At 58.2% G+C, this 12,868-nt stretch carries 11 protein-coding genes and 1 riboswitch; of the genes, 1 reads left to right on the plus strand and 10 read right to left on the minus strand.

Annotated features, from left to right (window positions below; translation table 11 throughout):
- Positions 1 to 65: 65 nt before the first annotated feature.
- Both DTQ13_RS03925 and DTQ13_RS03930 read right to left on the minus strand, forming a co-directional pair.
- Positions 66 to 1,478 (minus strand): mannose-1-phosphate guanylyltransferase/mannose-6-phosphate isomerase, encoded by a 1,413-nt coding sequence (locus tag DTQ13_RS03925; protein ID WP_248461158.1) that lies wholly within the window; start codon positions 1,476 to 1,478, stop codon positions 66 to 68.
- A 136-nt stretch (positions 1,479 to 1,614) separates the two neighbouring features.
- A complete protein-coding gene (locus tag DTQ13_RS03930) occupies positions 1,615 to 2,964 on the minus strand; it encodes a glycosyltransferase family 39 protein (RefSeq protein ID WP_248461159.1) in 1,350 nt (449 codons plus the stop codon).
- A gap of 285 nt (positions 2,965 to 3,249) precedes the next feature.
- Here DTQ13_RS03930 and DTQ13_RS03935 point away from each other — a divergent pair, with 285 nt between their 5' ends.
- Positions 3,250 to 4,743, plus strand: a complete 1,494-nt coding sequence (locus DTQ13_RS03935; protein ID WP_248461160.1) for a glycosyltransferase family 39 protein — start codon at positions 3,250 to 3,252, stop codon at positions 4,741 to 4,743.
- Between the two features lie 96 nt (positions 4,744 to 4,839).
- Here DTQ13_RS03935 and DTQ13_RS03940 read toward each other — a convergent pair whose 3' ends face one another.
- The 8 genes from DTQ13_RS03940 to DTQ13_RS03975 all read right to left on the minus strand — a co-directional run bounded on the left by DTQ13_RS03940 (position 4,840) and on the right by DTQ13_RS03975 (position 12,643).
- A complete protein-coding gene (locus DTQ13_RS03940; protein ID WP_248461161.1) occupies positions 4,840 to 6,252 on the minus strand; it encodes a hypothetical protein in 1,413 nt (470 codons plus the stop codon).
- A gap of 18 nt (positions 6,253 to 6,270) precedes the next feature.
- Complete coding sequence (locus DTQ13_RS03945) at positions 6,271 to 7,158, minus strand: glycosyltransferase family 2 protein (RefSeq protein WP_052348998.1); 888 nt, start codon at positions 7,156 to 7,158, stop codon at positions 6,271 to 6,273.
- Positions 7,159 to 7,481: 323 nt separating this feature from the next.
- Positions 7,482 to 7,952, minus strand: a complete 471-nt coding sequence (gene ribH / locus DTQ13_RS03950; RefSeq protein WP_043559053.1) for a 6,7-dimethyl-8-ribityllumazine synthase — start codon at positions 7,950 to 7,952, stop codon at positions 7,482 to 7,484.
- A gap of 3 nt (positions 7,953 to 7,955) precedes the next feature.
- Positions 7,956 to 9,200, minus strand: a complete 1,245-nt coding sequence (locus tag DTQ13_RS03955) for a bifunctional 3,4-dihydroxy-2-butanone-4-phosphate synthase/GTP cyclohydrolase II (protein ID WP_043559442.1) — start codon at positions 9,198 to 9,200, stop codon at positions 7,956 to 7,958.
- A 5-nt stretch (positions 9,201 to 9,205) separates the two neighbouring features.
- On the minus strand, positions 9,206 to 9,856 hold the full coding sequence (locus DTQ13_RS03960; protein WP_248461162.1) for a riboflavin synthase: 651 nt from the start codon (positions 9,854 to 9,856) through the stop codon (positions 9,206 to 9,208).
- Between the two features lie 4 nt (positions 9,857 to 9,860).
- Positions 9,861 to 10,922 (minus strand): bifunctional diaminohydroxyphosphoribosylaminopyrimidine deaminase/5-amino-6-(5-phosphoribosylamino)uracil reductase RibD, encoded by a 1,062-nt coding sequence (gene ribD, locus DTQ13_RS03965; RefSeq protein WP_248461163.1) that lies wholly within the window; start codon positions 10,920 to 10,922, stop codon positions 9,861 to 9,863.
- Positions 10,923 to 11,014: 92 nt separating this feature from the next.
- Positions 11,015 to 11,166, minus strand: a riboswitch (FMN riboswitch).
- Between the two features lie 110 nt (positions 11,167 to 11,276).
- Positions 11,277 to 11,801, minus strand: a complete 525-nt coding sequence (locus DTQ13_RS03970) for a hypothetical protein (protein WP_081562411.1) — start codon at positions 11,799 to 11,801, stop codon at positions 11,277 to 11,279.
- A gap of 98 nt (positions 11,802 to 11,899) precedes the next feature.
- On the minus strand, positions 11,900 to 12,643 hold the full coding sequence (locus DTQ13_RS03975) for a Crp/Fnr family transcriptional regulator (protein ID WP_227449734.1): 744 nt from the start codon (positions 12,641 to 12,643) through the stop codon (positions 11,900 to 11,902).
- Positions 12,644 to 12,868: the final 225 nt, after the last annotated feature.

Genomic DNA, 12,868 nt, shown 5'->3' on the forward strand with positions numbered 1-12,868 from the left:
AAAGTCCACCCGATACATGGGCCACATGTCCGGGCTCCTGCCAGTAATAGTAACGATGATGACACCTACCGCTGATACACGTCATCCAGACGGACGATGTCATCCTCTCCCAGATAAGGGCCGGACTGCACCTCGATCAGCGTGACAGGGATGCGACCCGGATTCTCCAGCCTGTGTACGCAGCCAAGCGGCAGATAGATGCTCTCATTCTCCCGCACCGTGATCTGCTCGTCATCCCGTGTCACGAGGGCCGTACCCGCCACGACAACCCAGTGCTCCGAACGGTGGAAGTGCTTCTGGAGGGACAATTTCTCCCCGGGACTGACATGGATCCTCTTCACCTGGAAACGGTCCCCCTGGATGAGACTCTCATAGAATCCCCATGGGCGGTACATGCGGACATGCTGTTCCGCCTCCGTATGGCCCTCATCCCGCAGGCGTGACACCATGTGCTTGATGTCCTGCGCCCGCTCCCGATGTGACACCATGACGGCATCCCCCGTCACGATGATGATGAGATCATCCACACCGGTCACGGTCGCCACGATGCCATCGGACTTGACGTAACAGTTCCGGGCACGGTCCAGAAACACGTTGCCCTGTACGGCATTACCGTTTTCATCTTTGGGGGTCAGCTCCCAGACGGCATCCCAGCTGCCGACATCCATCCAGGAGAAACTGGACGGCACGACTGCGGCACGATCCGTCCGCTCCGCCACGGCATAATCCACGGAAATGGATGGGGCACGGGAGAAAGTTTCTCCGGCCAGCTGAACAAAGCCAAGGTCGCAGCTGGTTTCCTGCACTGCACGGGACACGGCCTCATGAATGGCCGGTTCGTATTTTTTCAGTTCCTCAAGGAAGACACGGGCACGGGCCACAAACATTCCCGAGTTCCAGAGATGCTGCCCATCACTGGCAAGGACCTTGGCCCTTTCGGCATCCGGCTTCTCCAGAAAACGGGCAATGTGATAGGCATTCTCCTGCCCATCCAGGAGGGCGCCCTGCTGGATGTATCCATAGCCCGTTTCTGCCCGGTTCGGCCGGATGCCAAAGGTCACGATATAATCCTGCCGGGCGGCCTCACAGGCCTGCTCCAGCGCCTGCTTCAGCGCTTCCTGCCCCTCTATGGCAGCATCGGCTGGCATGAACCAGAGAATGGCCTCCTCGTCCTGCCGGGCCTGCCAGAAAGCGGCGGCAGCCATGGCAGCAGCAGAATTGCGGGCAACCGGTTCAAGAATGATACTCGCTGCCTCGATGCCTGTCTGCCGCAGCTGCTCAGCCATGATGAAGCGATGCTCACGATTCCCCACCACAATGGGGGCGGCCTCCAGCCCAAGCGCCCGTGTCCGCTGCACAGTTTCCTGAAACGGCGTGTCCCCGCTCAGCAGAGCACAGAACTGCTTGGGATAGCTCTTGCGAGAGACCGGCCAAAGTCGTGTTCCGGACCCACCGGAGAGAACAACAGGAACAATCATCGCACACCTTTCCAGCACAGGCTGTCATCCAGCCTCTGGTCATAAAAATCATGTGAGCCATCACGATACCATGTTCATGAGGCTACCGGATAGAGCACCGCCATGCTACCGTCACAATTCTGGCAGCTTCCCTGCCTCAGTGGACGTATCCGAGAAGAATCAGCTCACCATTATCCATGACTGGCCGATAGCCAGCCTTCGCCAGCCAGCTATCCACAGTGAGATTGCCGCTGCTGTAATGGGCCGAGGTACCGTAAAGCTGCACAAGGGAAAACCGGTGCTGGGCGATCACGCTACGCAGGGCCACAATATCCTGATTTTTCTTCAGCGCCTGTGAAAGATTGAACCCATCAATGGCATCACGGCTATTCGCCCAGTAGCACAGGGCCATATCCGTACAGAGCAGGGATGTGCTGTGCATCTTCAGCGCCTGTATGTAGGTCTGCCACTCACGGTCTTTCAGACTAACCGTCTGGACCTGCCTGTAAGAAGTCACCCCCCACAGCGGCAGCAGGAACAGCAGGGGCAGGCTCATCACGCAGCAGGCCCGGACAAAGCGCCGCTTCTGCTCCGGCCCCTCTGGAAGACGGGCCAGCCCGATCCCGCACAACAGGGTCGCCGCCACAAAGGCATCGAACATGCAATTGCAATCAACACCTTCGCCCAGCGATTCAAGACAGCCGAACAGACAGCCGAACGCCAGAAACAACCCCACCAGACAGGCCGGGTCCTGCCATTTCAGGGAGCGCCATTGCCGGAAGAAGAGCCCAAGCCCGACCAGAAGCATCCCCCCCATGAGGGGCAGCTGCCGCAGGCCATGAATGACCCGCCCCAACCGGATAACCCGCTGATGGAGAAAAACATCCCGGAAAAAACTGACCCCGTAAACCTCGTAGCAGCTGGCAAACCCGACCAGCAGCAGCCCGGCCGCCATCATGCCCCAGAGGACGGCTTTTTTCAGGTCGATGCAGAGCAGCCAGACAGACAGGGCCAGCGGCAAGGCCACGAGATTATGCTTGGTAAAGCCCCCCAGCACGATCAGGACAGCACAGAGAAACAGGCGCCGCCATGTCAGGTCAGCCACATTCCGGCTGACCGCCACGTACAGCCCCCCCAACATCAGGGCCTGGGCCAGCCATTGTGGGTCATTCATCCCGAAATAACCCTGAAAGGCTGTATTCGCCGTGACAAGGAACAGGGATGCCGTAGCCAGGGCCACCGGAAGTCTGCCTGTCACGACCTGGATGATGCGGACGATCAACACGGCCGATGCAAGAACGGACAGGCAGGACAGGATGCGGCCTGTAATGATGGCATCGAACCCGAGCCGGACCAGCCCGCCCATCAATACAAAAGAAAGAGGCGGGTAATTGTTGAAAACAAAACCCCGGTCCGATGAATAAAGCTGGTGATCTCCACCGGCTGTCCAGCTGGCCAGCTGGGCATTCCACCCCTCATTGACGTCCAGCGGGACATGATGGAACATGACAAGTACAGTCCGGAGACATGTCAGAAGAAACAGAACTGCCCAGGCCAGACACCAAGGCCATACAAAACTGTCCTCTTTTTTAGACATGAACGGATCCAACCCCTGAAAAAAACATCGTCTTATTCCTAACACTTCCTTTACAAAGGGCCCTGTAGCACAAAAAAATATAACGATTTACTGCCTGAAACAGCCAAATATATTTGACCCCATGCGTCCTGCGTATAGAATGCGCTCTCGTTTTCTTCTAAAGAAAATCGTCCTTATACTTAACTGGCTGCCTGCATGTCATATAATTCATTCCGGGACCGCCTTGCCCGGTCACTGGACAGCAAGTACGTAGCGTACTCTCTACTGTTTGTCATGGCAATCCTGACCCGTTTCATGGTGTTCGGGAATCCCTTCATCTTCGCTGATGAAGAATTCTATATGCTTGTCGGTGGCAGAATGCTGCATGGCGAACTGCCCTATGTCGACATATGGGACAGAAAACCCATCGGCATCTTTCTGCTCTATGAACTTTTCCACCTTTTCGGTCCTTACCGCATCTGGGCCTATCAGGCCATTGCCCTGCTGAGTGCCTGGGCGACGTCCATCCTGTGCATGAAGGTCGCCCGCCTCATCGCCCCGGTCGGAGGGGCCCTCTGTGCTGGCTGTCTCTATCTGGTCTGGATTGCCAACTCACAGGGCTGCGGCGGCCAGACGCCCATCTTCTATAATCTGCTGGTCGTCTGGGCCATCCTGCTGGTCGCACGGTTCATGGCCGGGCAGGCCCGCCTCACCCTGTTCCAGACGGGAGCGGGAGTCATGCTGCTGTTTGGCATCGCTCTCCAGCTGAAAACATCTGTCGTTTTTGAAGGCATCTATGTCGGGCTGTTCCTGATGGGACTGACCTACCGGCAGGGCGGTACCCTGAAGCAGGTCATGGGCCATGCCATCATCTGGTGTGGGCTTGCCCTCGTGCCAACACTGGCTGTCATGCTGTTCTATGCGCTGGACGGCCACTTCCAGGAATGGTGGTTTGCCAACACCGTCTCCATCTTCCTGAAAAAACCCATCCCGGCTGCCTCTCTGCACCAGTGGTTGCATAATGTATACTGGTGCCTTGTCATGCTGGGCATCCTGCTCGGCACGACAGTTCTGCGCTTTCTCTTCAGAAAACAGACCGCCCACTGCCAGCCTCTCTCCCTTTTCCTTGGCGGGTGGGCATGGACAGCCTTTGCCGGTTTTGCCCTCTTCAACACCTTTACCAAACACTATTCCCTGCCCCTTTATCCGGCCTTTTTCATAACCGCAGCACCACTCTGGGCCTCCCCTTTCAGCCGTCTCTGGCTCGTGCTGCTGCTGGTATGGGGGGGCATCCGCACCTACGACACGGAAAAGAAGATCAACCGTGCCAGCGATCTTTCCACCCTGCGGCAGGCCGTCTCCCGTCTGTCATCCCCTGTCGGCTGTGTCTTCAATTACGACACGCCTGATATTCTGCTGGACAGTGTCCCTTATTGCCATCTGACACGCTTCCCCTTTTCGGCCCATCTCAGCACCGATACGGAACGGAACGCTCTGGGCATCGACCCTGTGCAGGAGACCGAAGCCATACTGGCCCAGAAACCCCTCTACATTCTCCTCTCTGCCGACGATACCGAGCATGACATGTCCATCAACCGGGATACCTATGCTGTTCTCACAAGAGAGCTCAAACAGCATTATGAGATGATCTACGAACATCCCCCACGCTATGCCTTCAGCGGGTTCATAATCTACAGGCGGATCCGTTGACCCTCCCGCAGGCGCCATGATTGCAAAAGGCGGCTTCTCCCTCTCCCGGAGAAGCCGCCTTTTTTTGATCTTCAGGCAGGAGAACTTCCTGCTTTTTCAGAAAACCCGATGGTAGTAATAAGAAAAGATGCCGTCCTTGATGTAGAGATAGGCAGGGCCGAGCTCACTTTCCCCATACAGGAAAATATTGAGATTGGATGAGACAACGCTGACAACCAGCAGGGCAACCAGAATCTTTTTCAGAGCCCGTACATCCTTCAGGTTGTTGTACAGATAGACACAGCCAAGCGTCCCGAGGAAAACGATATCCGGGTAGAATTCCGCCCGGTACCGGTAATTCATGCTGATGGCAATCATCATCAGGAAAGCCGGTATTGCCAAGGATACGGCGACAGAAGCAAGCGCTGCCCGATTGATGGGGAACACACGGCCCCTGCGGAGCAGCCCGACAATCAGCAGCGCACCACAGAGCAGCATGAAACCATCTGTCAGAAAGAAGCTGCTGGGTGGCAGCTCATTCGCATCAATCAGCCGCGTGAAACTATCCTGAAGAACGTAATGCCCGTCAGCCTTCTGGAAAATCCACACCGGTACAAAGAAATAGACAATCCCCAGATAGAATCTCTGAAGATTGAACAGCCCATAAGTTTTGGTCCGCACGATGCGGCTGGGAAACTCCACATTGTAGAGGTACAGGTCGTAATTGGCGAAGGTAAGCGGATTGCCCCATCGTCTGTAATTCACATATGCCGTCACGATGATGGCCAGAACGGAGATGACTGTCGGCACAACGAGAGACAGCAGCGTGACGCCCTCATCCTTCGTCCTGAAGCTGCGGCACCATCTGTAAAAATGGATGATGAGAAAACAGAGCAGCGCCACATACAGCCCGATCCCCATCGAAACACGGGTCAACAGCGCACAGCCCGCCGCAACGGCCATGCAGACCCCACCATATCGCCAGTACTCCTTCTCGCAGAGGACACGGATGGCGCAGTACACAAACCATGAAGCGAAGGCCAGAGCCCAGAAGCAGACCTCCTGATACAGGCTGTGTTCAAAAAAACAGACCTGTTCACCCGAAAAAGCAAGGGCAATGGCCAGACAGAGCGAAACCCAGGACGTACCTCCAAGGTAACGCTCAGACACGAAACGCCATGTCCTGTAATTGAAAAACAGGACCATCAGCAGGGCCATGATGGATGAAAGACGGGTGATGTCCCAATGCAGCCCATTGGGGAACAGCAGGACTGGCAACCTCAGCAGGGAAGGGAAAATGCCCCAGTAGGCATACACTTTCCCATTCCGGAGGAAGCCCTCCTCTTCCACGGTCTTCGGGTCCACATCAAAATGGCCATGCAGCATGTGGTCGATCATGCTGTTGAAAGTCAGCCGCAGCCCACCGGGCCGGTATTCTATCGGCAGATGGGACCATGACAGAATACCCATGATGCTCCACACGATGGCGGCACACCATATGACCGTGGTCACGTTTTTCTTGCAGAACATCACAGCGCTCCCGGCAGCTCAGCGCCTGTCTGGAAAGACGGCAGGATAGGAAAGATAGGTCAGCCTCTTCTGCTCTTTCCGGGCAATGGCAATCGTGTCGAGGATCAACCCACAGACAAAACTCAGGAAAGAGAGCAGCACCAGGGCCGTGGCCAGCAGGGCTGTTGGCAGGCGGGGGACGACACCCTGCCGGAGATAGAAGGAAACGACAGGAATCCCCAACCCAAGCCCCAGGACAAACAGGACAGCCGCAATGGAGGAAAACAGCAGGAACGGCTTTTCCAGCTTCACGATCTGGACGATCGTGCAGAGTATCCTGATACCGTCCTTGTAAGTGCTCAGTTTGGACACGCTGCCCGGTGGCCGCTCGACATAAGCCGTCTTCAGCTCACCGACAGGCAACCCCAGCTCCAGCGCATGAATGGTAAACTCGGTTTCCGTCTCGAACCCCTGGGACAAGGCCGGGAATGACTTGACGAACCGCTTTGAGAAAACCCGATAGCCGGACAGCATGTCCGTAAGGCGGCGCCCGAAAATCATGGTCACCAGCCCCGTCAGCATCCGGTTGCCCAATACATGACCCATGCGATACGCCGCCGGACGGTCCGTGACACGAGCCCCATTGACCATGTCCAGACCATGCTCATACGCATGCTCCAGCAGCCTGGGGGCCGCCTCGGCCTCGTAGGTCTCATCACCATCAATCAGGATGTAGAAATCTGCATCAATGTCGGAGAACATCCGCCGGACGACGTACCCTTTCCCCTGCATCCGCTCTGTCCGGACAATTGCCCCTGCGGCCCGGGCAACGTCCACTGTCCGGTCGGTGGAATTGTTGTCATAGACATAAATCTCCGCCCCCGGCATGTGCCTCGTGAATTTCTCCACAACATGCCCCACTGTCATTTCTTCATTGTAACAGGGGATGAGGACGGCCACCTTTATGGTCTCAAAATCCACGCAAACCTCTTTCCGAACATTTCAGGACAATAAAATTCCATACAGGTATCAGTCACTCTGTCTATGATGTCGGGCACAGAAACGCAACAATCCTGCCAGAAGCATTATATGGGGACTTCTATTGCACGATTGTTAAATACCTCGCCGTTCTCCATCAAATATCAGGCCACCTCCGGGCCCATGAAGCACGTCAACCAATGACCTGGCGGCAACATTCCTGACCTGTCTCCACAGGGCAGGAATGTTTCTTGCCATACAGGAGGGCCAGATCACTTCCGCAGGAAGGCCACCGTCTCAAAGCAGGCCGCAGCGGCCTCACGGCCCTTGTTGTGCTCATCCCCCCGGGAGCGCACGATGGCCTGTTCGTCCGTATAGGTTGTCAGAATACCGAAAGAAATCGGCACATCATTCGCCAGCTGGGCCTGCATGATGCCAACAGTGGCCCCCATGGAAATGAACTCGAAATGAGCCGTATCCCCCTTGATGACACAGCCGAGGCAGATCACCCCCTCATAGATACCCTTACGGGCAAGGTGCTGGGCCATGATGGGCAGCTCGAACGCACCGGGGGCCTCATAGACATCCACCGTCTCATCAATGCCACGTTCCTTCAGCCACTCCAGCGCACCATCACGCAGACCGCCCGTCACATCAGGGTTGAAGCGGCTGACCAGCAGGGCCAGTCTTGGCGCTGGATTGAGTTTCAGGCCTTCCGGGGCCGTAGCGATATGTTTGCTCATGGTTCAGCTCTCCTGCAGCATATGCCCCATACGGGTGCGTTTCGTTTCCAGATAATGGCGGTTGAACGGATTGGATGGCACGACAAGCCGTTCCACGGCTTCCACCACCAGTCCGGCCTCCGTCAGGCCACGCTCTTTTTCCGGGTTGTTCGTCAGCAGGCGCAGGCGGGTCACGCCGAGACTGGCCAACATATGGGCCGCCATATCCCAGCGGCGGGCATCAGCGGGCAGACCAAGCGCCTCATTGGCATCAACCGTGTCCATGCCCTGATCCTGAAGCTCATAGGCCCGTATCTTGTTGGCCAGACCGATCCCCCGGCCCTCATGCCCCCGCAGATAGAGCAGCACGCCTGATTCCGCCGCCGCAATCCGCTTCAGGGCTTCCCGCAGCTGTGGGCCACAGTCGCAGCGCAGCGACCCCAGCGCATCCCCCGTCACACATTCCGAATGAAGGCGGACCAGCGGCACGGTCTGGTCAGGCTTCCCTTTCACAAGGGCCAGATGTTCCACACCATCAGCTCCACGGAAGGCATGGACACGCAGATCCTCTCCACCACACACGGTCGGCAGGTCGGCCACGGCAAGCTGGGCTTCCTCCGACAATGGCGCTTCTGCCATGTCCAGAGCTCCGACATCACCCCGCCCATGTTCAGCAATCCAGCGGCGCATTTCGGCAATGCTGATGAGCGGCAGACCGTGCCGACGGGCATAGTGACGCAGCTCCGGCAGACGCATCATCGTGCCATCCTCGGCCATGATCTCACAGATCACACCAGCCGGACGCAGACCTGCCAGCCGCATGAGGTCAACAGCTCCTTCCGTATGCCCCTCCCGGGCCATCACGCCATCAGGGTTGGCCCGCAGGGGGAACATGTGACCGGGGGAGATGATGTCCGCCGGTGTCGCATCCGGCGCAGATGCCACCTGAATCGTATGGGCACGCTCGGCAGCGGAAATGCCCGTCGTCACGCCGTGGGCGGCCTCGATGGATACGGTGAAGGCCGTGCCCCGCGGGTCCTGATTCTTCGCCACCATGGGAGACAGGCCAAGCCGGTCTATCTGGTCAGCCTCAAGGGACAGGCAGATCAGCCCGCAGGCCTGACGGGCCATGAAATTGATGGTCTCCTGCGTGGCAAACTGGGCTGGCAGAATGAGATCACCTTCATTCTCCCGATCCTCATCATCCACCATCACGACCATGCGGCCAGCCCGCACGGCGGCGATGGCGGCCTTCAGGTTTGAAGACAGGCTGCTCACCGGGCATCTCCCCTGTAACGCAGTTCCTCTTCCGGCGTGTGGCGCAGGAGCGTCTCCACATATTTGGCCATCATGTCCACTTCCAGATTCACCTTCGCCCCGATGGCCAGCGTGGAAAGGTCCGTATGGGTCCATGTATGGGGAATGATCATCAGGCTGATCTCAAAGCCTTCCTGCCCGTCATGGCGCACATCATCATGCACCTCATTCACCGTCAGGCTGATGCCATTGATGGTGATGGACCCTTTCTCGATGACATAGCGGCGCAGGGAAGCAGGCATGAAAATCCGCAGATGATGTGATTCCCCAGCTTCGGCAACATGGGTCAGCCTGCCTACCGCATCGACATGCCCCTGCACGATATGGCCGGAAAGCCGTGTGTTGAGGCTGACGGCCCGTTCCAGATTCACACGGGCACCCTCCACGAGGTCACCCAGAGCCGTCCGGGCCAGCGTCTCGCCACTCAGGTGGAAATCCGCCACACCCTCGGGCGTGAAACGGGTCACGGTCAGGCACACGCCATTGGTGGCGATGCTTTCACCTTCCATCAGATCGGTAAAATGGGTGGCGATCCGTACATCCATGGCCCTGTCCCGCAGGGACACGGACTGCACGTCGCCAACACGTTCGATGATTCCTGAAAACATGGTCTTAGTCCCCATATTGGCGCAGAAGCTGGATCGGGCTCCGCTTGTCCGCACTCTCTTCACGCAGGGTAATGGAAAGCTGGTCGTCCCTGTCGGCCCCCTCATGACGGATGGTCAGCCAGTCATCCCACAGGCCCGCCTCCCGCACGCCGGCCAGCAGGGCAGGTCCGGCCTCGATCAGGGCCCAGTTGATGTCCATCTGCCCCAGAAGGGCAGGCAGGGATGACAGGTCACGGCACTGTTCCACATGGAACCCGTCCGCCTCCCGGGCCTGACGCCAGGCGGCTGGAAGACGGCCCTGCCGGTCCAGCACGATCAGGGGCCGGGGTGCCCGCCCGGCATGATCGGACACATGCCGCACGGTAAAGGACGGGTCATCAGCCAGAACGGTCCCGATCCCCGTCACCACGGCGTCACAGGCCCGCCGGAGCTGATGGGCCAGCCGCAGGGATGCGGACGAGGTGAAGGTCTTCTGCCCTTCCGGAGGAATCATGCTGCCGTGCCCGTCCAGAGCCTGCTTCACGCTCAGCCACGGGCGGCCCTGCGTCACACGGCAGGCAAACGGTGCGAGCAGTGCGGCACAGTCCTGCGCCAGAGAGCGCAGCCCGGGTTCATCGGCCAGAAAATGCACCTGTTTCGGAGAGAGGCCCCCAGCCAGATGGTCCGCTCCCCCTCTGGCCTGCGGGTTGGGGTCCCGGGCACCGATCCACACGGTCCGCACGGGACTGTTCTTCAGCCGGTCGCTACAGGGAGGAGTCCGGCCATGATGGTTGCAGGGTTCCAGCGTCACCAGGGCAGTGCGGACCTGCTCCAGCACGCCTTTCTCCCGGGCCTGCTCCAGCGCCATGACCTCGGCATGAGGCTGGCCCGCAGCGGGATGTGCTCCCACGGCGAGCAGGTGCCCTTCACCATCCAGCAGGGCGCAGCCCACCGCCGGATTGGGAGCGGTCGCCCCCATCTTCTGCACGGCCGCCTTCACGGCCTCCCGGAAACCGGCCCGAACGCTCTCCAGCGGCGGGGGCGGGCTGTCCGTTCTTCGTGTCCCACTCGACACATCTGTCATCATCAGTCCCCAATCGTCTCAGGGACGTTCGCGGCGACGTCACGCCTTCCCCCCTCACGGAAAGGCGGCATCCCCCCTCCCGCGATGGACAGGAAGAACGTTCTCTCTCATCCGGACTCTGACCGTCGGCCCCGGATTCACACCGGGTCTGCTTGTCCCCTGCACGGATGCAGGGCGCTCGCGGGCTGAGGCAGCCAAAGCCACCAACACCGCCGGTAGGGAATTCCACCCTGCCCCGAGAACGTCTATCTCAATCACGCCCTATATGGAGGTACTCCCCCCAAAGAGCAAGAGGCCGCCCCAATGGGAGCGGCCTCTCTCATCACCCTGTCCTGTCAGGACCGATCCTGCAGAAGATCAGAAACCGCCCTTCAGGGAATGGACGAAGTCCTTGCCGGACTGCACCGTGCTGTCGTGCATCTCCTTCAGGCTCTTCTTCTGGGCGTCAAGCTGAGACTTCTGGGCATCAAGCTGGTCCTTGAGGCGCTGCTTCTCCTCAGCCGGCGCATTCCTGTACCTGTCGCGCACATCCTTGATCTGCTGCTTGCGATCATCAATGTTCTTCTGGATCTCGGCCTTCTTGTCGGCGGCAAGGTTCTTGTACTTGTCCTGAAGGTTCTGCAGACGCTCCTGACGCTGCTTCACGTCGGACTGGAGGGCATCCATGCGCTTCTGGATGCGGGCACGAGCACGCTCCGGAGCGCCAGCATACTTCTCCTGCAGGGCCTGCAGCTTGGCGTTTTCGTTCTGGATGGACTTCGTCACGCTGTCCATGCTGCTCTGGATGGCCAGCGGATCATTCGGATCATAAGCATGAGCCTGCGGCAGCAGGGCAAAGGACGAGGCAAGCAGTGAAACTGTAAACAGAGTACGGATCTTCATGAAGCAGCTCCTAGAATGAGTACCGAATGCGTTCATTCACTACACCACGAGGTTACATCCCTAAAGTTAAAAAAAGGCCATGCCACACTCCTGAAGGCTCAGCTCCGCTTTATGCCACCAGCCATGTCGCTCAGCAGCCCCGGTGACAGAAGCGTGACGGAACTGGCCCCCCTGATGCTGATCAGCCCCTCTTTCCTGAACAGGCTGAACGTCCGGCTCACCGTTTCGATCGTCAACCCCAGATAATCGGCAATGTCTGTCCGGGACATGGGCAGGGGCAGTGTCAGCGGGCCGTGCTCATCCTTCAGCGCATGGGCACAGCAGGGGCTGGCCTGTTCGACAAGGAAACTGGCCAGACGCTCACGGGCTGTCTTGCGCCCCAGAAGCATGAGCCGCGCCTGCATCTTGACCAGCTCGCTGGAAGCCTCCTGCTGGAGGCGACCATGCAGACGGGGGAAGCGCTCCACGAGACGGTCGATGGCAGAATGGGGGAACCGGCAGAGTGTCACCTCTCCCAGAGCTTCTGCGGTGAAGGCATAACTCTCTGAGGAGGCCAGCCCCAGAAAATCCCCCACTTCTGCAAAACCGACAATCTGCCGACGCCCATCAGGCATGAGACTGAACAGCTTGGCCCGGCCGCCTGTCAGCACATAAAAATCGTGCGCCGGTGCGCCTTCCTGTATGAAACAGCGCCCCGCCTGAACAACCACCCGGGAAGATTCCGCCACAAGGGCAGGAAGGTCCTGGTCCTCAATGACGTTGCAGATACTGACCGAACGGCCAGGGCAGCGACCACACCGTTCCCGAACGGCCTCCATGAGGCTGCGACCTGTTTCCACCATTATCTTTCCTGTCTCACTATAGCCGGTGTCAGAGTTAGCGGGTTATCCCCCCCCTTGGAAAAGAAACCTTCCTTATGACAGTGATAAGAAAAGCCCCATTTTTTGATATAGATCAATTTCTAGAATATTTTCAGTTAATGCCCTATTACAGTTATAAATTTTTTCTTGTTTTCGAGGCAGATCATTCTTATAGGCGGGGAAGGAACAATTACATTTTGTCCATTT

Source organism: Parasaccharibacter sp. TMW 2.1888 (assembly GCF_023167265.1).
GTDB lineage: Bacteria > Pseudomonadota > Alphaproteobacteria > Acetobacterales > Acetobacteraceae > Bombella > Bombella apis.